General features: G+C 64.7%; 18 protein-coding genes. 8 read left to right on the top strand and 10 right to left on the bottom strand.

Annotation, left to right across the window (positions count from 1 at the left end):
• The first annotated feature begins 91 nt into the window (after positions 1-91).
• The 4 genes from IVB26_RS09690 (at position 92) to IVB26_RS09675 (ending at position 4,365) form a co-directional block, all read left to right on the top strand.
• Positions 92-877, top strand: a complete 786-nt coding sequence (locus IVB26_RS09690; protein ID WP_247971453.1) for a DUF1217 domain-containing protein — start codon at positions 92-94, stop codon at positions 875-877.
• A gap of 3 nt (positions 878-880) precedes the next feature.
• Positions 881-1,609 carry a flagellar basal-body rod protein FlgF gene (flgF, locus tag IVB26_RS09685; RefSeq protein ID WP_247971452.1) on the top strand — a complete coding sequence of 243 codons (729 nt, stop codon included), beginning with the start codon at positions 881-883 and terminating at the stop codon, positions 1,607-1,609.
• Between the two features lie 42 nt (positions 1,610-1,651).
• Positions 1,652-2,977, top strand: a complete 1,326-nt coding sequence (gene fliI / locus IVB26_RS09680) for a flagellar protein export ATPase FliI (protein WP_247971451.1) — start codon at positions 1,652-1,654, stop codon at positions 2,975-2,977.
• A gap of 752 nt (positions 2,978-3,729) precedes the next feature.
• A complete protein-coding gene (locus IVB26_RS09675) occupies positions 3,730-4,365 on the top strand; it encodes a MarR family winged helix-turn-helix transcriptional regulator (protein WP_247971450.1) in 636 nt (211 codons plus the stop codon).
• 1,282 nt (positions 4,366-5,647) lie between these two features.
• Here the strand turns inward: IVB26_RS09675 and IVB26_RS09670 are convergent.
• Entirely contained in the window at positions 5,648-7,219 is a 1,572-nt protein-coding gene (locus tag IVB26_RS09670; RefSeq protein ID WP_247971449.1) for a porin, read from the bottom strand.
• Positions 7,220-7,756: 537 nt separating this feature from the next.
• Between IVB26_RS09670 and IVB26_RS09665 the strand changes: the two genes are divergently transcribed.
• Positions 7,757-8,236, top strand: coding sequence for a MarR family winged helix-turn-helix transcriptional regulator (locus IVB26_RS09665; RefSeq protein ID WP_346732885.1), 480 nt, complete (start codon positions 7,757-7,759; stop codon positions 8,234-8,236).
• Between the two features lie 89 nt (positions 8,237-8,325).
• Here IVB26_RS09665 and IVB26_RS09660 read toward each other — a convergent pair whose 3' ends face one another.
• The gene (locus IVB26_RS09660) at positions 8,326-9,297 is read right to left on the bottom strand and encodes an alpha/beta hydrolase family protein (RefSeq protein ID WP_346732872.1); all 972 of its coding nucleotides are present in this window, start codon (positions 9,295-9,297) and stop codon (positions 8,326-8,328) included.
• Between the two features lie 775 nt (positions 9,298-10,072).
• Here IVB26_RS09660 and IVB26_RS09655 point away from each other — a divergent pair.
• Positions 10,073-11,137 carry a ketopantoate reductase family protein gene (locus IVB26_RS09655; protein WP_247971446.1) on the top strand — a complete coding sequence of 355 codons (1,065 nt, stop codon included), beginning with the start codon at positions 10,073-10,075 and terminating at the stop codon, positions 11,135-11,137.
• 241 nt (positions 11,138-11,378) lie between these two features.
• Here IVB26_RS09655 and IVB26_RS09650 read toward each other — a convergent pair whose 3' ends face one another.
• Positions 11,379-11,675 (bottom strand): hypothetical protein, encoded by a 297-nt coding sequence (locus tag IVB26_RS09650; protein WP_247971445.1) that lies wholly within the window; start codon positions 11,673-11,675, stop codon positions 11,379-11,381.
• A 130-nt stretch (positions 11,676-11,805) separates the two neighbouring features.
• Here IVB26_RS09650 and IVB26_RS09645 point away from each other — a divergent pair, with 130 nt between their 5' ends.
• Both IVB26_RS09645 and IVB26_RS09640 read left to right on the top strand, forming a co-directional pair.
• Positions 11,806-12,624, top strand: coding sequence for a YkgJ family cysteine cluster protein (locus IVB26_RS09645; protein WP_247971444.1), 819 nt, complete (start codon positions 11,806-11,808; stop codon positions 12,622-12,624).
• 105 nt (positions 12,625-12,729) lie between these two features.
• Complete coding sequence (locus tag IVB26_RS09640) at positions 12,730-14,244, top strand: helicase HerA domain-containing protein (RefSeq protein WP_247971443.1); 1,515 nt, start codon at positions 12,730-12,732, stop codon at positions 14,242-14,244.
• A 4-nt stretch (positions 14,245-14,248) separates the two neighbouring features.
• Here the strand turns inward: IVB26_RS09640 and IVB26_RS09635 are convergent, their stop codons facing one another.
• From IVB26_RS09635 to IVB26_RS09605, 7 genes are read right to left on the bottom strand one after another with little or no spacing between them, the layout of a single operon-like run.
• A complete protein-coding gene (locus IVB26_RS09635) occupies positions 14,249-14,989 on the bottom strand; it encodes an ABC transporter ATP-binding protein (RefSeq protein WP_246924631.1) in 741 nt (246 codons plus the stop codon).
• A complete protein-coding gene (locus IVB26_RS09630) occupies positions 14,986-15,828 on the bottom strand; it encodes an ABC transporter ATP-binding protein (protein ID WP_247971442.1) in 843 nt (280 codons plus the stop codon). The genes IVB26_RS09635 and IVB26_RS09630 overlap by 4 nt, the downstream gene beginning before the upstream one ends.
• Complete coding sequence (locus IVB26_RS09625; protein WP_247971441.1) at positions 15,828-17,651, bottom strand: ABC transporter permease; 1,824 nt, start codon at positions 17,649-17,651, stop codon at positions 15,828-15,830. The genes IVB26_RS09630 and IVB26_RS09625 overlap by 1 nt, the downstream gene beginning before the upstream one ends.
• A gap of 54 nt (positions 17,652-17,705) precedes the next feature.
• Positions 17,706-18,863, bottom strand: a complete 1,158-nt coding sequence (locus tag IVB26_RS09620) for an ABC transporter substrate-binding protein (protein ID WP_247971440.1) — start codon at positions 18,861-18,863, stop codon at positions 17,706-17,708.
• A gap of 59 nt (positions 18,864-18,922) precedes the next feature.
• The gene (locus IVB26_RS09615) at positions 18,923-19,501 is read right to left on the bottom strand and encodes an alkylhydroperoxidase domain protein (protein ID WP_247971439.1); all 579 of its coding nucleotides are present in this window, start codon (positions 19,499-19,501) and stop codon (positions 18,923-18,925) included.
• 15 nt (positions 19,502-19,516) lie between these two features.
• Entirely contained in the window at positions 19,517-20,116 is a 600-nt protein-coding gene (locus IVB26_RS09610; RefSeq protein ID WP_247973126.1) for a CMD domain protein, read from the bottom strand.
• A 38-nt stretch (positions 20,117-20,154) separates the two neighbouring features.
• Positions 20,155-21,189 (bottom strand): putative FMN-dependent luciferase-like monooxygenase, encoded by a 1,035-nt coding sequence (locus IVB26_RS09605; protein ID WP_247971438.1) that lies wholly within the window; start codon positions 21,187-21,189, stop codon positions 20,155-20,157.
• Positions 21,190-21,330 lie beyond the last annotated feature (141 nt).

Genomic DNA, 21,330 nt, shown 5'->3' with positions numbered 1-21,330 from the left:
GCGAAGCTGGCTTCCCGCATCGCCAGCCTCGCGCAAGCAATTGGCTGCAGCTTGGGACGGCGTCGCAACAGCGGCCAAAGGGGCGCGTGTCATGCTATCCACCATCGCGGACTACACCAGACTGACCAAGGACATGGGCAAGTCGCTGACCCAGGTCGCGACACAGCCGGATGTCAGCCGCGAGACCGATTACTTCCTGAGCCACATCGGCAACGTGAAGACGATCGACGACTTCCTCAAGGACTATCGCCTCTACTCCTACGCGATGAAGGCCTTTGGCCTCAGCGACATGACCTATGCCAAGGCGTTCATGCGCAAGGTGCTGACCGAGGGTGTCGGGAACAAGAACACCTTCGCCAACAAGCTGACCGACACCCGCTACCGGGAATTCGCCACCGCCTTCAATTTCGCCGCTCTCGGCAGCAACGCGACCAAGACCACCCAGGCCACGACCGGGACGGCGACCCACTACGTCACGCAAACGATGGAACAGAAGGCCGGTGACCAGAACGAGGGCCTGCGGCTGGCGCTCTATTTCACCCGCAAGGCGTCCACGATCACGACCGCCTACCAGGTCCTCGCGGACAAGGCGCTGACGCAGGTGGTTCAGACCGCGCTCGGCCTGCCCTCGACGATCAGTGCGGCCGACATCGACGCCCAGGCCAAGATGATCACGAACAGGGTCAAGCTCACCGATTTCCAGGACCCGGCCAAGGTCACCAAGTTCGTGCAGCGCTTTGCGGCGATGTGGGATGCGACCCAGGCCCAGAGCGACAGCTCGACCAATTCCGCGCTGGTCCTGATCGGGGGCGCATCCTCGGCCAGCATGGATATCGACATGCTCTCGAAACTTCAGTCCCTCCGCCTCGGAAAGTAACTCATGCAATCGGCCCTCTATGTGGGATTGTCGGCCCAGGTCGCCCTCGAAAAGCGCCTCCAGACGATCGCCAACAACGTCGCCAACGTGAACACGGCGGCGTTCCGCACCGACGTGGTGAAGTTCGAGACCGTGCTGTCCAAGGCGGGAGCGAACCCAGTCGCCTTCTCCTCGCCCGGCGACAACATCATCTCCCGGGAGGTCGGCAACATCACCGAGAGCGGCAACCCGCTCGACGTCGCCGTGGTCGGACAGGGCTGGATCGCTTTCGCCGGTCCGAACGGCACGGTCTATACGCGTGACGGCCGGCTCCAGATCGCTCCCAACGGCGATCTTCAGACCGTGAGCGGCTTCCCCGTCGTCGATTCCGGCGGCGCGCAGATCACGCTGGACCCGAACGGCGGACCGATCTCGATTTCGCGCAGCGGCGCGATCACCCAGGACAACAATGAGATCGGCACCATCGGGCTGTTCAACATTCCCCCCGACGCCAATCTCGAGCGCTACGGCAATTCCGGCGTGACGCCGGACCGGCCCGCGACCGCCATCGCCGATTTCTCTCGCGACGGCTTCAAGCAAGGCTATGTCGAGGGCTCCGGCGCCAACCCGATGATGGAATTGACCAAGCTGATCGCGGCCTCGCGCGCCTTCGACGGCACCAATTCGATGATCGAGGGCACCGAGAGCTCGCTGCAGAATGCAATCCGCACGCTGGGCGAGCCCGGCAAGTAGACCGCGCCTGGCGCGCATTGACATTGTGGTTGGACTGATACCTTGAACGCTCTTCGGCAACTCGAGTGGGCGCTGCTGGAGCTTCAGCAGAGCACTCCCCTGGCAAGCGTCAGCGGCGCGATCTCCGAGATCGCGCCGACGCATTTCCGTGTCTCCGGCCTGTCCCGCTTCGTCAGGCTCGGCGAGCTCATTGGCGTCAATTCGGCCGGCAAGCCCCAGATCGGCGAAGTGGTGCGGATCGACAGCGAGGGCATCGTTGCCAAGCCGTTCGACCGGCAATTTGCCGGCGGCCTCGGCTCGGTCGCCTACCGGATGCCACCCTTGTCCTTTGCCCCCGATCCGAGCTGGAAGGGCCGTGTCATCAACGCGCTCGGCGCGCCGCTGGATGGACTCGGCCCCCTCACCCCGGGCCCCAAGGCGGTCTCGGCTGAGGCTGAGGCGCCGTCGGCCATGAAGCGCGCACGCGTGCACAAGCCGCTGCGCACCGGCGTGCGCGTCATCGATTTGTTCGCGCCGATCTGCGCCGGCCAGCGCGTTGGCATCTTTGCCGGCTCCGGCGTCGGCAAATCGACGCTGCTTGCGATGCTCGCGCGCAGCCAGGGTTTCGACACCGTCGTGCTGGCCCTGGTCGGCGAGCGCGGCCGCGAGGTGCGCGAGTTCATCGAGGACGTGCTGGGCAACGATCGTCAGCGTGCCGTTACCATCGTGTCGACGGGAGACGAAAGCCCGATGATGCGGCGGCTGGCGCCGAAGACGGCCATGGCGGTCGCCGAATATTTCCGCGACCGCGGCGAATCGGTCCTGCTGATGGTCGATTCGATCACCCGCTTCGCCCACGCCGCCCGCGAGGTCGCGCTCGCCGCCGGCGAGCCGGCGGTGGCGCGCGGCTACGCGCCGACGGTCTTCACTGACCTGCCGCGCCTGTTGGAACGCGCCGGCCCCGGGGAGGAAGGCACCGGTACGATCACCGGGATCTTCTCCGTGCTGGTCGACGGCGACGATCACAACGAGCCGATCGCCGACACCATCCGCAGCACGCTCGACGGGCACATCGTGCTCTCCAGGCACATCGCCGACCAGGCGCGCTATCCGGCCGTTGACGTTCTGGCCTCGGTCTCCCGCCTCGCCCACAACGTCTGGGACCCCGAGGAGCGCGAATTGGTGAGCAAGCTGCGCACCATGATCGCCAAATACGAGGACACGCGCGACCTTCGCCTGATGGGCGGGTATCAATCGGGACGTGATTCGAGCCTCGACCAGGCGGTCGACATCGTTCCGAGAATCTACGGCGCCATGCGGCAAGATACTTCGGCTCCTCCGAGCGCCGATCCGTTCCGCGAGCTCCGGGACATGCTCAGGGGCGACTAGCAGGTCGAGGGGCCTAGCCGTCGCGCGACGCCATCGCGCATCGGTCCTCGTTATCGACAGAAGATTGTGCATGCGCGCCACGCTTCCAGCGCATGCGCGCGCATGGCCGCCACTGATTTCGATTGTCCGCACATCCACCGTTCGGGTGACAGGATCGGACGGTGGCGATCGAAGGGGCGATTCGAGGTCTACAGTCGCAACAACCGACGCGAGCAATTCCTGGGAGTTCCCTCGACCGGTCCCCACCAAACGTACAAGTTGTGGATGACTTGGCGATATACGTCGTCGTCATGCACAAGCTTCGATCAACTTGCATCAACGACAGACAATAACGCGCAATGCAATCAAACCGTCGCATAGTTGCGTGCATGTTGTTCGTCGCGAAACGTATCGCGTTCACCATCATGTGTTCTGACGAGCGAGATTGTCTTGAACATTACATTCGACTGCAACGACATCCATCTCCGCGAGTGACTTGACTTGATTTTGTTGAGAAGCTCATTCATCGTTTCGGTTGAATACAAGAAACGTCTGCTCGTGACTTGAACCTTAGGGGCTTCGGTTGAACTACTCCGATCCATCGTCTGCTGGCGGCGGCAACTCGGGCTCCCGTGCGACGACGACGCTGGAGCTGGACACGATTTGCTCATCGGACACCTTCAGCCGTCCGGCGTCTCTCGGCGGATTCGTGAGCCAGGACGCAGCGCGGCTTCGGGACGCCGCAGGCGAAGTTCCGGGGACGAGGTAGATTCATGCCATTGGCGCGAGAAGCCGTCGAGCTGCTGGTTCAGGCGGCGAGGGCTTGGTATTTCGAAGGCAATCAGCATGGACTGCGTGATCGGGAATGGATGGCGCTGCGTTTTCTCGGCCGCGCGAACAGGTTTTCGCGCACGCCGTCCGCGCTCGCGGGCTTCATCGGCGCGACCAGAGCGACTGCATCGCAGATCGTGAAGACGCTGGAGAGCAGGTCGTTCCTGGTACGGAAGCCGTCGCATGAGGACAAGCGTTCCGTCGTCCTGCACGTCACCGCCCAGGGCGAGAAATGCCTCAGCCAGCACGACCCGATCAATCACGTGGTGAATGCGGTCACGGCGCTTGGGGGCGACGAATGCGTCAGGCTGCGCGACTCGCTCCGCGAGGTCCTCAATCATCTCGACGCAGCTCATCAGCGGCTTGATGCCAGCGTCTGCCGGGACTGCATGTTTCTCGCCGAGCGCGGCCCGGGCACTGGCAAGGGACGCGCAAGCGCCGAATTCATGTGCCGGCTGTATCGCGCTCCTGTCTCGCTCGAGGAGACGGAACTTCTGTGCACCAGTTTCGAGCGCACGCGCGACCGCCCGAAGATCGAAGAGCATCTCGACCGCGCTCGGATAGCGAGTCAGGGCTGAGACGCGCGCCCCGACGATTCTGCGAGACGCGCACACTCTCTCCACATCGTCATTGCGAGGAGCCCGCGACGAATTGCGGAGCAATTGCGCGGGCAACGAAGCAATCCAGGATCCCTCTGGGGAAAGACTCTGGATTGCCTCGTCGCAAGGGCTCCTCGCAATGACGGAGTGTGAGGCGATAGGTGCTTCTCCAAGTGACACTGTCATTCCCCGCGCAGGCGGGGAATCCAGTACGCCGCAGCTTCTCGGTTTGATCGCTGGCGTCTCTGGAATACTGGATCGCCCGCCTTCGCGGGCGATGACACCGCTCGTGTGGTGACAGTGCCGTAGGGTGGGCAAAGGCGCATAGCGCCGTGCCCACGATCTCCCTCCATGAGCAACAAGGCGTGGGCACGCTGCGCTTTGCCCACCCTACGAGATCTGGCCTGTGACACGCAGCTCAATCGCAGACACGCCTTATCGACCTCGCGGCTTGTTTCGCCCGAGCTTTGCTTCGTCTTCGTCCCTCAAAATCCAAGAGGGCGCAGGGAAGGTCGGGTGCCGACAGGCACCCGCGGTCCGCTGCGCGAAATGCACACGCAGGAAGAACCGCACAGCAGCATACAGGTGGTGCCGATCACTCGGCCTTCCCTGCGCGATGGTCGGACGGCTTATGCCGCGCTCTCCCGGGAGCCGAACTTTCCCTCTGGCCTCCCTCACCCCGCGAATTGGATGATGCAGTCTGCCCGGTTGGGCTCGCTCGCACCTTCGCGAAAAGCTTGACCGTAGCAACGACGGCCAGGACCACACGGTTTTGCCGTACGCACGGTTCGCCATTTCGCCGCAGTATTCCCAGCCCTGTCGACAAAGCTGGAAACATGCAGGCGAGACGAACCTAGCAGCGCCGCTCGTCCGCACGAAGCCGCGGACTCACAGGGACTACCCGCCCTGCCCGCACCTCTCATGCCGACGCTGCCGCGTCCACCGCAAGCCCGGCTCGCGATGCGTGACGACACAAGATCGCCCCTCTTGGGTGAGCCGGGATGGACGACACATACGCCGAAACCGAATTTCGGTAAAGTGGAATATTTTTACGCGCGGCGATTGACAGAGGCCGACACAGGCGCGGTCGCGTAGCCCGGATGGAGCGCAGCGTAATCCGGGACAGTGCAAAATGCCGGGCGAGCGGCCCCGGATTGCGCTGCGCTCCATCCGGGCTACGGGCATCGGACAGCAATAGACTCGCACAAAAAAACACCCGGCGGTTTCCCGCCGGGTGCTCGTCGAAGTGCTTCGACTGATCTTACCAGTTGCGCTGAGCGCGGAGCAGCAGGGTGACGCTGTCCTGATCCTTCAGCTCGTACAGGGCGGCCGGCTTGGCCGTCGTGCCGGCACCAGCGTAACCAACCGTGCCCGAGTACTTCTGGTCGAGACGGGTCCAGTTGAGGTCGCCCGAGAACGTCAGGTTCTTGACCGGGGTCCAGCGAGTGATGATACCGACCTGGCCGACGGCGAAGTCAGGGTTACAACCCGTGACACCGGCGAGACCGCCGAACACGCCGCCTGCACCGCCAGCGCCGCAGAGCGCGGTCTTGGCGACCGAGCCGTACTGCGCCTGAGCGTAGGCACCGTAGAGCGCGGTGTTCCAGTAGGGATCCCAGTTGTGGGTGTAGGCACCACGGAAGCCCCAGGTCTTGACGGTTTCCTGCTGGCCGCCCGTGACGAACACGGTGTCCGGAGCATAGGCGAAGCCGACGCTCTGGTAAGCGACGCCCGAGCTGCCGAACATCGAGTAGGAGCTGCCCGCCAGGTTCTGGAAGTTGTAGCGGGTCGCACCGTCGGTGTAGACGCCCGAAATGTTGATCACGTCACCCGCACCAGTCGGGATATTCTTGATCGACAGAGCGAGCTGAACAGCCCAACCCCACTTGTCGTCGGGGTGACCGGTGGCCTCGTTGGCGCCGTAGTAGGCGACGTGGTTGTCGTGAGCAGCGACCGACGCCTGGAACATACCCCAGGCCTGATCGACGCGGACCATACCGACGAGGTTCGGCGAACGCGAGCCGCCGATGGCGTTGGAGCCATACGAGCCGCCGACCATGCCACCTGCAGTCGCGCCGGTCAGGTTCACGTTGCCCGCCTGATAGTAGGCCGTCGCGTCTTCAGCCGAGAACGCCGCCGTCACGCCCTGACCGAAGTCAGCGGTGTAGGTGAACTGGTTGACGCCGGTGACCGTGCCGGATCCGCCGACGAGGCTGTCGATGTTGTTGCCGGGATAGTTGGTCCAGGGCGCGTCGAACTGCGACACGGCCTTACCCATGGTGAAGCCGGCGAACTGGATGAAGGCGTAGTACACGCCGAGCGAACCGCCCGAGGTGTTGCCGTCGGTGCCGTTGATCGACGAGCCAACGAGCGCCGGCGTCGCGCCGGAGGTGTTGAGGCCGAGGTTACCGGTATAGACCGTGCTGCCCGTCGCCGAGCCGGAGCCCTGATAGCCGCCGGTGGTCCAGGTGAACACGCCGTCGAAGAAGGTGCGGACGACGCCGTATTCGGTCGCGGTGCGCGTGTCGATGTTGAGATCCTGACGAGCGCGCATCTGATAGTAGTTGCTCAGACGGTTGTGCGCACCGCCCGGAGAGCCGTTCGAGATGCCGTAGTTGCTGTTGGTGTTGAACGCGACTTCGGCACGCAGATAACCACCCAGCTTGATGCAGGTGTCTGTGCCCGGGATGTAGTAGAAACCGGCTCCGTACAGCGAGCAGATCTTCACGTATTCGACCGCCTTGGCCTTCACGGGAAGATCGGCAGCGAACGCGCCGGAGGCGGCCATAAGGCCGGCTGCCGAGCCGAGCAAGAGCGTCTTCGTCAACTTCATTAGGTAAACCTCCAGGTCGATTCAGGGGGCTCGGCTTCCTCGGAGGACACCGCTTCACCCTCATAATTTCCGTTCAATTCAGATCCGCACCGAAGGTCCGGACTGAAACGACAGTGAGGTGCCCCCCCTCCGTCGTGGCTCACGTATAGTTTATAAAAACAACAGTCTCAATTTATTGATTTGGTGAATTGTAAGTTCGGCCAGAGATGTTGCCGGAGAGCAACAGAGCCGTTGGAAGGCCAACTAACGTACTGAATAAAAAGTAAAAAGCCCTCAGGGGGCATCCCGAGGGCTTTCTTGGAGGTCTCACATCGCTGTCCGCCGACGCGGTCGAGAGCAGCAAAGATTGAGTGGGCCGAGACGTAATTGAATTAATTGATTTTTGCAAGCATCGAATCTTCAGACCATTTCCAAAATGACGTGTCTGCGGCCCTTGCACGGGCGCAACATAGGAGACGTCCCCGCGATATCCCGATAGAACACTGGTCCAAGAACAATAAAAAAAGGATCAACGCCAAATGGGAGGGGCAACGTGGCATGATCGAGAAGAAGCTCGACAGGGCGATTACGGACTTCATCTGGAATGTCGTCGAAATTCACTCCCAGCTGGAGGACATCCACACCAGCTGGGCCGGACTGCTGGGCATTACCCAGCCGCAATGGCTGATCTTGATGGCGATCACCGAACTGGACGACGGGCGAGGCGTTGCCGGCATCGACATCGCGAACAAGTTGCGGGTCCATCCGGCCTTCGTGACCAACCAGACCAAGACCCTGGAAAAGGGCGGCTTCCTGTCGCGGCGGCCGGCAGCGGACGACGCCCGCTTCATTCTGATGTCGTTGACCGCGAAGGCGACGACGGAGATCGAGAAGCTGTCCAAGAGAAAGCTCGCCTTGAATTCAACCATGTTCAACGAGCTCGACGAGAAGAGCCTGGCTGAGCTGAATGCCGCGCTCGCGACGATCGCGAGGAACGCCCGGCTGGCGGCACGATTGCTGGCTATCGACGCGTCGTGATCCGGCGCTGGCTTGGCATCCGCGCCCGAGCCGGGCGCCGATGTCGCCGCGCCGCCACGATTGACCCGGCACGCGATTCGGCGACCAGGCTAAAGGTAGGTCACCGGTTCATGCTGACGGGCCGTTCGGAGCTTGCTGTCGAGCCATCCGAACACGAAGTCGTCGACAGCGACGAAGTTCTCGACCTCGCCGAGCGGATGCGGGACGTTGTTGGGCACGACGACCGAGCAATCGGCACCGGTCTTCCGATAGCCGGCTTGCAGATCGAGGGCATCCTGCTCCCATACCAGGGAGCGGCTCCCGACGACCATGAGCAGCGGACACGGCAGCCGACGCGACGGCAGCAACGAACCCGTCGCGGCTGCGTCAGGGACGACCTGCCCGGAGCCGGTCATCCAGCGAAGCGATGCGCGACGCATCAGCGGGGTCAAAAGGCCGCCGTCACACACCGCAGCCGCGATCCTGCGATCCGAGAGGGCAATGCGGGACGCATGGCAGGCGCTCGTCCCTTCGCCATAGATCGCGATCCGCTGCGGATCGACTTCGGGGCGAGCCTCCAAATAGTCCAGCCAGCACTGCAGCCTGTGCTCCGGCTTGAATGAGCGATGAACGGTTGAATTGCCGGCATCGACGAGCAGCAGCGACATGCTTCCGCACAATGAGGCCGGCAACAGCCTGCTCATCATCGAGCCCAAAGTGATGTCCTCGTCACTGACGCAGATGACCGCCGGCGCGGAAGGGCCGCGGCCGAGCGCCGGCAGAAAGAAGCCGGCCAGCACGCCTTGATCGAAGCAATCGATCTTGACGCGCTCGATCGCGAGGCCTGCCTCTGCCTCGAAGCCTCTCAGGCTGATACCGACCTCGCCTGCGAGGTCGGCCCTTTCGACATCTCCCGGACAAGACAGGCTTCTGACGACTTCGAGCGCCGTCAGCGAACATAACCACGCTTCCCGCGCAGTCTGGACTGAACCGCTGTCGCGTGCGGATTGCGCCAATGTCCGGTAGTCGTCTGCGACCCTCAGCCAGTCCGAAATCCAGAGCTGCCGGTGCGTCTCACGCACGAGCTCTGCGACGGACAGGCTTTCGAAGAATTGAGAGGCGCGATCCCGCAAGCGTGCCAGGCTTTGGCCGGCGCCATCGCACGAGCCGCAAGGCCAACGATCACCTTCCATGTCAGTCGGCTCGGGCACAAAGTCGAGGCCGGCTCAACTCAATCATCACGTCCCAGCTCCATCGCTGATACACAGTAGTTTGCCCGCGCACGCCGCCACTCCTGCGATCCCGGGCTTTGTCGTTTCTTGTTGCGATCGGCGAATAGAGATGACTTCACTTTGCCGACGGACAAGACATGCCTGCGTAGGCCGTCATTGTGAAACCACGATATGGTGAGCGATGCGACGGAATGCCGCTTCGTCCATGCGCGCTGCCGACGTGACAATACGATGACAGCGATGCCGACCAACGTGCCGATCACCAGCGCGCTAGAAGTGACGACGCATCATCACACCTCACATTGAGCCGGGACGCGCGAGACATCCGACGGATGTGAATTCGGTAAAGCCGCATGGCATTGCGCGAGGCGGATCGTCAGCGGCACGCGCCAAGATGGCGAGGGTTTTTACAGGTCGGGCAACGAGCGAAGCCCCGCAGTCCTTGCCAGCGGACCGGATGATCGTCGGACTTTGCTTTGCCCATCCCGGCAATGCCGATCCCGGCGCCGCCTTGTATGCATTATCCCAGTTGCCATCCCCGCGCACTTCGCTTTACATGCCGGCAACTCGCCCGCGGATGACGGCCGGGACTCAAAAATCGCACACATTGTCGAAGGGACGGAGCATGGCGCGCAACATATTGATTCTGGGGGCTTCTTACGGCTCCCTGCTCGGCACGAAGCTGCTGATGGCGGGGCACAACGTGACCCTGGTCTGCCGCGCCAAGACCGCGGAGCTGATCAACCGCGAAGGTACCGAGGTGCGCATCAAATTGCGTGACGAGGCGACGCACCGGGCGATCTTCTCGCGCGACCTGCCCGGCAAGCTCGACGCCGTGACCCCGGCCAATGTCGATCTCTCCCGCTACGATCTGGTCGGCCTGGCGATGCAGGAGCCGCAATACACCAACCACACCGTGCGCGTTCTCATGGTCAAGATCGCCGCGGCGAAGCTGCCGTGCCTGTCGATCATGAACATGCCGCCGCTGCCCTATCTGAAACGGATTCCGGCGCTCGCCGACATGGATCTCGAAGAGGCCTACACCAATGCCCAGGTGTGGGAGCGGTTCGAGCCGGGCCTCGTGACGCTGTGCTCGCCCGATCCGCAGGCATTCCGTCCGCCGGAAGAAGCCGCGAACGTGCTGCATGTCGGCCTGCCCACCAACTTCAAGGCGTCGGTCTTCGCCGACGAGAAGCACAACAAGGTGCTGCGCGAACTCGAAGCCGACATCGACGCGGTCACGCTCGACGGCCACGACGTGCCGGTGAAGCTGAAAGTGTTCGACTCCCTGTTCGTGCCACTGGCGAAATGGTCGATGCTGCTGACCGGCAATTACCGCTGCATCACGCCGAGCGAGCCGCAGTCGATCCGCGAAGCCGTGCATGGCGACCTCCAGCGCTCACAGACGATCTACGACCATGTCGACGCCATCGCGCGCCGCCTCGGCGCCGATCCGCAGGACCAGGTGCCGTTCGCGAAGTATGCCAAGGCCGCCGAGAGCCTGCTCAAGCCGTCATCGGCGGCGCGCGCGGTCGCGAGCGGCGCGCCCTTCATCGAGCGCGTCGACCTCCTGGTGAAGCTGATCTCGCATCAGCTCGGCGTGCCCAATTCCGAGATCGACCGCACGGTCGACACTGTGGACCAGAAGCTGAACGAAAAGATCGTGCAGGGCGGGTCCGGCGCGCAATAAAGCGCTTCACTGCAGAGGCAGTGTTCGCACTCCATCACCGTCACCCCCGCGCAACGGCGGAGCCGTTGTCGCTGGAGGTGCGCGCTCTGCTGCGCGAAGCGCTGCAGAGCAAGCCTCGAAGGGCGACGGCCCGGCTGCATCTTGGCCGTTCATCCTTCGAGGCTCCCGGCGCGATGCGCTGCATCGCGCCACTCGCACCTCAGGATGACGGAATTGATACTGGCGCCATTCCGCGCAGCGTTCACGCGCTCATGAAGGAGTGAAGCCAGACCAGGCCGGTCACGGCGACCAGCGTGACCGCGCCGGCGCGCATGACGAGGTCGGGATGCCCGAGGCGACGGGCGCCACGGCCGAGCGTTGCGCCCAGACTGATCCACGCAGCGCCAGCCGTGAGAATCTGAAGCGCGATCACGCCGACCCAGGGTAACAGCTCGAGCGGCCCGGCCTCGAGCGGCGGTCCGCAAGGCCTGGAATCGGCGCGTCTGGTCCGAACCCGACCATCCTCATGGTCGCCGATTTGCGAAAAATTTGCATCCATGCGAGGTCTGGCCTTACGTAACGGCAGCTGCCGGGATGCCTCGGCAGATACTCCAGATGCCGGTTCCGGGCAGCAGTTCCAAGTCTGCTCGCGATAGCCGGATGATGGGCGAAAGAACAAGTCATCGAAGATGGATCAGTCGACGTTGCAGGTCGTTCGCGCGGTGGAGGCCGGCGCGACAACCATGAAGGGTGTGATCGACGCGACTGGATTGTCCCGTCTCAAGGTCGAGCGCGCGTTGAACACGCTGGAGAAGCAGAAGCTGCTCGTTCGGGACGGCCAAGGCTTTCGTGCTATCGGCCTGCCGAAAACGCCGCCGCTGACCCGACAATGCGGATCGTGCAACGCCTGCTGCGACGTTCTCGAAGTGGCCGCCGTCGACAAGCCGGTGAACCATCTCTGCAAGCACTGGCAGACCGGCACCGGCTGCACCATCTACGACCGCCGCCCCCAGATGTGCCGCTCCTTCGTCTGCGCCTGGCTGCAAGGCCATCTCGACGACGACTGGTTCCCGGCGAAGTCGGGCATCATCGTTCATTTCAGCCAGGATGCCGTGAACGTCACGGTCGACGACCATTGCCCCGATCGCTGGCGCGAGGAGCCGTATTTCAGCAAGCTCGCCGAATGGTCGCTGAATGGGATCAAGCGGATCGGAAACCGGGGCTATGCCACCCTCGTCGTCTCCGGCGAGAACCGGTTCCTGCTGCTCGGGCGCACCGTCGTTCCCGAGCCGACGCTGTTCGGCACGGCATTCGTGCCGCTCACGGCCGACACGTTCCGGTTCTGGCGCGCGACATCGCCGGAGCATTTGCAGCGATTGCACGAGCGGATCGCAGAGATGGAGCGGATCAGGCAGGAATTCGGCTCCTGCGTCATCCCCGAGAACGAGGACGACGATCCGCAGGCCCCCTATCGGCCCGCACTTCTACGGCAATCGAATCACGCCTGAACGCCACCGTGGGCAACGCGGCATGATCAGCCCCGCGCCGCTCGACGCGCCGCGACGGGATTGATAAGCCCCTGTCCGCAGATGACGGGGACTTGAGTCGGGGACATGACGGTTGCGATCGAGATGGGGCAGACCACGGCAGGCGCCGCGGCCGCCATGGACCTCGAGGAACTCTTGGCGACCCGCCTCCTCGTGCAGGGCAATTCGGGCTCCGGCAAATCGCATCTGCTGCGGCGGCTCTTGGAACAGAGCGCGCCTTGGGTGCAGCAGGCCATCATCGACCCCGAAGGCGATTTCGTCACGCTGGCCGAGCACTTCGGCCATCTCGTGATCGAGGCCGAGGATCACACCGAGCGCGGCCTTCAGGTCGCCGGCGAGCGGGCGCGGCTGCATCGCGTCTCCACCGTGCTCAATCTCGAAGGTCTCGACGCCGAAAATCAGATGCGCCGTGCGGCCGCGTTTCTCGGCGGGCTGTTCGACATCAACCGCGACCACTGGTATCCGATGCTGGTGGTCGTCGACGAGGCGCAGCTGTTCGCGCCGGCGGTTGCGGGCGAAGTCTCGGACGAAGCGCGAAAACTCTCGCTCGGCGCCATGACCAATTTGATGTGCCGCGGCCGCAAGCGTGGTCTCGCCGGCATCATCGCGACCCAGCGCCTCGCAAAGCTCGCCAAGAACGTCGCGGCGGAAGCCTCGAACTTCCTGATGGGCCGGACCTTCCTCGACATCGACATGGCGCGCGCGGCCGACCTGCTCGGCATGGAACGGCGGCAGGCCGAAGCCTTTCGCGACCTCGAGCGCGGACAGTTCATGGCGCTGGGACCTGCGCTGTCGCGCCGTCCGCTGCGTCTGAATATCGGTCCGACCGCGACCAGCCCGCGCAATTCCACGCCGCGGCTGATGCCGCTGCCGGAGGCCGCGCTCGAAGATATGCGCGCCGTGATCCTGGCCGCACCGCCGCCCGATGCCAGCCGGCCGCAGCGACGGCCCGCGCCGGATCTGCTCGAGCAGCTCCGCGCCGCGAAGGCGGCCGCGGTGCCTGAGATTCGGCCGGACGTGGTGGAGGTGGTGGTCAGCGCCGAGGAGCTCGCCGAGCGCCGCGAGCGCGTGGATCGTACGCTGCGTGCCGTGCTCGCCGAGCCCGACGCCGGCTTCCGCGCCATCGGCGTGCTCTATCAGGAGTTCGTCGTCCGCTGCCGCATCGAGGGCCTCGGTCCGGCGGTGCCCGATCTCAACGAGTTTCGCCGCATGCTGACGCACGCGCGCGCCGGGCTCGGTGCTGACATCGCCGGGGACGACGCCTGGCAGGACGTGTCGCTGCGCGCATCCATTTTGCCCGACGACATGCAGGGCGTGTTCATGATGATCGCGCGCGCGGCGAAGGAAGGCTGGCCGTGTCCCGGCGACGCCGCGATCGCGCGGGCCTATGGCTCGCATTCGCTGCGAAGGGCGCAGCGGCTGCTCGGCTATATGGAGGAGCAGGGCCTGATCGTGGTCCAGCTCGACGGCGGCGGGCGCCGGATCGTGACGCTGGTGGAGCTGGCCTGGGCCACGGCCCCCGGCGATCCCAACGGCGACGATCTGCCGGCCGAGCAGGTCGCGAGAGCGGCGTCGGCTTGAAGCGCTACGCCGCCTCGGAGCCGCCGAGATAGGCGTCGCGGATGCGAGGGTCGTCCTTCAGTGCGCGCGCCGGGCCTGACAGCACGATCTTGCCGGTCTGCAGCACATAGGCTTCATGCGCGATCTCGAGCGCGAGGCTGGCATTTTGCTCGACCATGAACACCGAGACGCCTTCCTGATTGATGGTCCTGATCAGCTCCAGCACGCGGTCGACATAGAGCGGCGACAGGCCCATGGTCGGTTCGTCCATGACGATCATGCGCGGCCGGCTCATCAGCGCCCGCGCCATCGCCACCATCTGCTGCTCGCCGCCGGAGAGCGAGCCGGCGCGCTGCGACAGCCGCTGGCCGAGCTTCGGGAACAGCGTCAGCATCTTGTCGAGATCCTGCGCGATCGCGTCGCGATCATTGCGCACGAAGGCGCCCATCAGGATGTTTTCGCGCACGCTCATGTCCGCGAACAGCCGCCGCGCCTCCGGCACCGAGGCGATGCCGCGGCGGACGATCTGCGGCGTGGAGAGGCCGAGCAGCGAGGCGCCGTCGAAGCTCACCTCGCCCGAGCGTGGCTTCACCAGGCCCAGGATGATCTTCATCGTGGTCGACTTGCCGCTGGCATTGCCGCCGAGCAGGCAGACGATATGGCCGCGCGCAACCGTGATCGACAGGTCGAAATGCACCTGCGCCTGACCGTAGAAGGTGTTGACGCCCGTGAGCGTGAGCAGCGGTTCGGCCGAAGCGTTCGTCATGCGGCGCTCTCCTGCTCCGTCGCCAGGCCGTGGCCGAGATAGGCCTCGATCACCTTGGGATCACGCCGCACCTCTTCGCCCGGCCCTTCCGCGATCTTCCTGCCCTCATCCATGACGACGACGCGGTCGGACAGGCGCATCACCATCTCCAGCTTGTGCTCGATCAGGAGGATGGTCAGGCCTTCCGCCTTGAGCTCGGCGACCAGACCCTGCATCTCCGCGGTCTCGGTCGGGTTCATGCCGGCGGTCGGTTCGTCGAGCAGCAACAGGCGCGGCTTCAGCGCGAGCGCGCGTGCGATCTCGACGCGGCGGCGGTTGGCGTAGGACAGGCTATAGGCCGGCTGGTCGATCCGCGGCAGCAGCCGCTCGCCGAAGCGCGCGAGAATGGCTTTCACCTCTTTCCGCAGTTTCTCCTCTTCGGCCTTGACGCTCGCCGGGCGCAGCAGCGCGAGGCCCAGCTCCAGCAGCGGACCGATCACCGGCACGGCTGGCTTCACGGCGCGCAGCCGCGTGTGGGCGCCGATCAGGACGTTGTCCATGACGCTGAGATTGCCGAAGACGCGGCCGAGCTGGAACGTGCGCGCGATGCCTTCGCCCGCGAGCCGTTCCGGCGACAGGCCAGTGATGTCCTGCCCTTCGAATCTGACAGTGCCGGCATCGGGCCGGTCGAGCCCGGTCACGAGATTGAACAAGGTTGTCTTGCCGGCGCCGTTCGGGCCGATGATGCTGACGAGCTCGCCCTTGGCGAGATCGAGATCGATGGCGTCCACAGCTGTGAGGCCGCCGAAGCGTCGCGTCAGCCCGCGCAGGGACAGCATCAGCGTGTTCTGCTCCGCCATCAGATCGTCCCCAACAGGCCCTGCGGCCTGAACCGCACCAGCAGCAGCAACACGATGCCGTAGATGAGAATGCGATACTCCGCCGCGATCCGGAAAACTTCGGGCAGGCCGACCAGCGCCACCGCGCCCAAAATCGCGCCGACGACGTTGCCGAGGCCGCCGAGGATGACGACCGTCAGCGCCAGGATCGATTGCTGCGTGTTGAAGGTCTCGTGGTTGATGTAGGAATACAGATGCGCCGCGATGCCGCCGCTGACGCCGGCGGCGAAGCCGCCAAAGATGAAGGCCAGCGATTTGTAGCGGTTCAGGCTGAGGCCATAGGCGCGCGCCGCGATGTCATCGTCGCGGATGGCGCGGAAGCTGCGGCCGAGATGCGAGGTGAGCAAGCGGCCCTGGAGCAACGCCAGCACGACCATTACGGCGAAGCTGAACCAATAGATCGAGGTCGGGCTGATCAGATCGTAGCCGAACAGCGACAGCGGCGGGATGCCGGAGATGCCGATCGGACCGCGCGTCACGCTCTCCCAATTCAGGATCACCAGCGAGACGATTTCGCCGATCGCGAGGGTCGCGATCGACACATAATGGCCGCGCAGCCGGAACGACGGCGAGATCAGCGCAGTACCGAGCGCAGCGCTCATCAGGCCACCGCCGATGATGGCGAGACCGGCCGGGACGTTGAGTGTCAACGACAACAGCGCCGACGTATAGGCGCCGATCGCGAGCAGCGCGGCGTGTCCGAGCGAGACCTGCCCCATCGTGCCCGCAACCAGCGTCAGGCTGAGCGCGAGCATGCCGAGCAGCCAGGCATTGATCAGGGTCTGTAGCACGTAGAATGAGACCGGGAAAAACGGCAGGACCGCAAATCCTGCGGCCGCAACAGCCAAGGCCCAGCGCGGAATGCGAACGGGGCGGCTCGGCGCGATGAACGTGCCGGTGAGCGGCTCGGGCGGCGCCTGCCGCGCGCTGGCAAACAGGCCATTCGGGCGGAGCACGAGCACCACGACCAGCAGCAGGAACGCGAACAGATTGCGGTAGCTGGTGCCGAACACGGCGACGCCGTAGCTTTCCACCAGCCCCAACAGCAGGCTTCCGATCACCGCACCGGGCACGTTGCCGGCGCCGCCGACGACTTCGGCAACGACGCCCTTCAGCGTCGCCTGCAGGCTCATCGCGGTGTCGATCTGGTTGTAGTACATGCCGACCAGCATGCCGGAGACGCCGCCGAGCGCAGCGGCGATGCCGAACACGGCCTGATTGACGCGATTGACGTCCACGCCCATCTGCATGGCGGCGTCGCGGTCCTGCGAGGCCGCGCGCACCGCCCAGCCGAGCTTGGAGTAGCGCAGGAACACGAACAGCAGCAGCGCGCTGGTGAGGCCGACGCCGGCGATCAGGAGATCCAGCGGCCCGATGGTGCCGCCGCCGACCTGGAAGCGAACGTCCGGCAATTGGCTCGGCAGCGCGCGCGGATTGGGCGAGAAGGTCAACATCACCAGCTGATCGAGCACGAAGCTGATGCCGATGGTCGCGAGCAGCGGCGCGATGCGCACAGAATTCTGCAGCGGACGAAGCCCGAACCGCTCGATGATCAGCCCGACGATCGCGGCGGCCACGGCGACAACGATGATGGTGAGCGGCAGCGGCGTATGCAGCTGCACCACCGCCACCCAGCCGATATAGGCACCGACGAGATAGATCGAGCCCTGCGCAAAGTTGATCAGCCGGCTGACGCCGAAGATCAACGCAAGCCCGACCGCAACGAGCGCGTAGACATTGCCGACGATCAGCCCGTTGATGGTGTAGTCGAGCCAGGAAGACACGCAGCGTTCCTACTGAAGGGAAAACGGGCTGGAGCGATCGCTCCAGCCATGAAGTCAAGTCGGCTTGCCGTCCCAGAGCGCGAACTGGCCCTTGCGGACGACCAGCTCGGCGTTCATGGCGCCCTTGACGCGGCGGGTCGCGACGTCGAACGTCGCCGCGCCGAAGATCACGCTCGGGACGTCCTTGACCTTGGTGAAGGCGTCACGAATCGCCTTTCGATCGGTGCCGCCGATCTTCACGACGGCGGCCGCCATGTTCATCGCGTCATACGAATAGGCGTTGAAGGCGTCCGGCTCCTGCCCGTTGTATTTCTTCTTGAAGCCCGCGATGAACTTCTGCACCTCAGGTCGCGTGTCCTCGGGGAAGTAGCGCGTGCCGACGTGAACGTCCTCGACCGCCTCGCCGCCGAGCTCGATGAATTTCGGCGAATAGACCGAGCTCGCGGCGCACATAACCTGCTTGAGCCCGACCTGCCGCGCCTGACGGGCGATCAGCGCGCCGTCGGAATAGTAGGAGATCAGGATCAGGCCGTCCGGACTGGCGTCGCGCACGCGCACCAGGGTGGAACGGAAGTCGCGCTCCTCCGCAATGTAGCCCTCGGTCACCGCGATTTCGGCGCCGTATTCCTTCGCGGCCTTGACGAAATAGTCGCGGCTGGTGCGGCCCCAATCGGTGTTGAGGTGCAGCACCGCGAGCTTCTTGAGGCCGAGCCGCTTCACCGCATAGGCCGCCAGCAGCGGCTGCTCGTCGGCCTGGCTGACCGAGGTGCTCCACATGAAGTCGCCGCCCTTGGTGAAGTCAGGATGCGAGTTGGTGAAACCGAATTGCACGAGGCCGCCGCGCTGGTAGATCGGCGAGGCCGCCATCGACGCCGGGCTCGAGAAGTCGCCGAGCTCCATGACGATGCGGGGATCGGACACGAACTTCTGGGCGATCGCCACCGACTGGCGCGGATCGCTCTGGCTGTCCTCGAACTGGTAGGCGAGCTTGCGGCCGTTGATGCCGCCGGCAGCCATGATCTCGTCGAGCGCGAGATCAAAGCCCTGCTTCCACTGCGTACCATATTGCGCGTTCGGTCCCGTGAGCGGACCGCTGACGCCGAGCAGGATCGGTTCGGACGTTTGCGCGAAGGCGCCGCGCGAGAAGGCAGCTCCCGCCATCATGGCGGCAAGCGAACCCTTGACCAGGGTACGACGATCGATGTTGCTCATGCACGGCTCCATCCACTCAGGTGTTGAACAAGCAGCAAGTCTTGTGCCGGTGACATTGCCTATTTCGAGGGCTCGCCGAGCGACAACATCAGCCGGTTCGCCCAGTTGAAGAACGAGGCACCATTGATGACGTCGACGATCTCGGCATCCTCGAGCCCGGCGCGGCGCAGGTCGGCGATATTGTCGGGACCGAACGCGATCGGCGTCGCGGCCAGCGCCACCGACGCCTTGACCACAGCATTCCAGCGCTCGCCGAGATCGGCCTTGACGCCCTCGTCGAGCAGCCGCTGCACGTCCTCGCGGCGCTTGGAATAGGTGCTGGCGAAACGCGCATGCACGGAGGCGCAATAGATGCAGCCATTGTAGCGTGAGGTCGCAGCGGCCGCGAGTTCACGCTCGGCGCGCGGCAGGCCGTCGGCGACATTGTAGAAGATGTCCTTGTCGGTCTTGGTGCGGGCTTCCAGGACTTCAGGATCGCGCACCAGGAGGCGGAAATATTCGGACTTGGCGCGGGCGCGATCGACCAAGCCGGCGTAATGCCGTTCTGTCAGATCGGCCTCGGGCAGCGGGTCGATCCACGACACCCAGCCCAGTTCATCCTGGGTGAAGACGACGGGGGGATTGACGGTGGCGCTCATGATTGCGGCCTCCTCTTATGCGTTCGCCGCGGCGAGCGTGCGCAGGCCGCTGACGACCCGCACCTGGAACGACAGGAACGCGACGAGCTGGGAGAAGGTGACGATGCCGGTGTTCGACCAGCCGGCGTCCAGCAGCGCCTTCATGTCGGCGGACGCGGCATCGCGCGGCCGGAACACCAGCAGATGCGCATGCTCGAGCGCTGCGACGAGCCTGATGCCGAGAGCGGACTTGCTTGCCGCGCTCACGCGATAAATCAGGCCGGCAGTATTCTCGACCGACAGCGGACCGGCAGGATACGAGCCATAGGGACCCGAGGTCCCGCCCCGCGCGATCTCTGCCTCGATCGCTGCCAGCAGGCGCGCGCCATCCGCGTTCGCGGCGAGCTTGTCGCGATAGAAGGCGGCAACGGCGGATTCGCCATGGAGCCCCATCACGAAGGCCGCGACGGCGGCACGCTCGGCCAGCGAAAAATCGCTCGCGTCGATCGGCTCGAACAGTGAGAGATAGCTCTTCTGCGCATTCTCGCGCGCCTGCAGACGGCGGGCGCGGATGGCATCCAGAGCCGAGCCCGGTTCGATCCCGGCGAGCGTGTCGATGATATCCTGTGTACTCATCATTCAGCCTCGTGCAACGCGATGCTTGTCATTTCCGATCAACCCGCCAGCGCCACATCGGGCGCAGTCCGGATCCAGCCCAGCGCGGGCGCAACCTTCTCCGCGACCAGATCGATCGAGCGCAGGACATGGGGATGCGGCGCATCGACCGAATGCACCTGGAAGACGAGATCGGTCACCCGCTCCAGCGTCGCGTCGGTGCGGAGCGAGGCGATGACGTGGTCGGCATCGCCGACATGCGTGTCGAACGCCGTGATCATCTCCTCCAGCGTCTCGCCCGGCTTGGCGTGGCCGCCCTTGAGAAACTGAGGCAGCGCGCGACGCAGCCCGATATCGGCGAGGCGCAGGGCCTCGCCATGGTCGTCGGCGACGAACACGCTGCGCGAGGCCATGATGCGGGGTTCGGCCCCCTTGGGCAGCGCCTCCAAATAGGCATCGATCACCGGATTCTGGATCTCGGCGAGCGTGGCCCGCGGCGCCTCCTTGGTTCGCGGCTGGGTGCGCGACAGCAACAGGCCGTCGCCCGCCTTGCCGGCACGGGCGCCACCCGCGACCGAGAACGTGGCCTGCCAGATCCGCTTGTCCAGTTGCGGCCGCTGCGGATAGATCGTATCGCCACCATCGAGCGGCTTACCGACCAGGGCCGTGCGGACGACCTCCAGATTGCGCGCAAAGATATCGTTGCGCTGGGCGCTGTTGAGGCCGAAGGCAGCAAAGGCCGACGGATTTCCGCCGGTGCCGACGCCGAGCTCGAAGCGGCCGTTGCAGATGAGATCCAGCACCGCGGCGTCCTCCGCCACCCGCACCGCATTCTCCAGCGGCAGCGTGACGACGCCGGTGCCGAGGCGGATGCGCGAGGTCTGGGCTGCGACATAGCCCAGGAACGTGAAGGGCGACGGCAGGCCGCCTTCGCGCTCGTGGAAATGATGCTGCGCGATCCACGCGGAATCGAGCCCCGCCTTCTCGGCGCGCACGATCTGCTCGGCCGCGAAGCGGTAGCGGTCGGCCGGCGGGGCCTCGTCGAGCAGGCGCGTGAAGAACCCCAGGCGTTTCAGATTTGCAAAGCGTTTCATGCGACCCCTGTCGGGCGAGGATGGGCCCCGATGATGTCGGTTACTGCTGCTCCAGACAAGCGGGCATTGCGCAAGGCTCATACGCAATGCTCGTACGCAACGCTGCCCGCCGGGATCGCCCCTGCGCTGGAGCTGGGCAGA

Origin of the sequence: Bradyrhizobium sp. 195 (assembly GCF_023101665.1) — a bacterium.
GTDB lineage: Bacteria > Pseudomonadota > Alphaproteobacteria > Rhizobiales > Xanthobacteraceae > Bradyrhizobium.
Note: the sequence above shows the minus strand (reverse complement) of the source record. Positions and strands in the feature narration are given on the sequence as shown.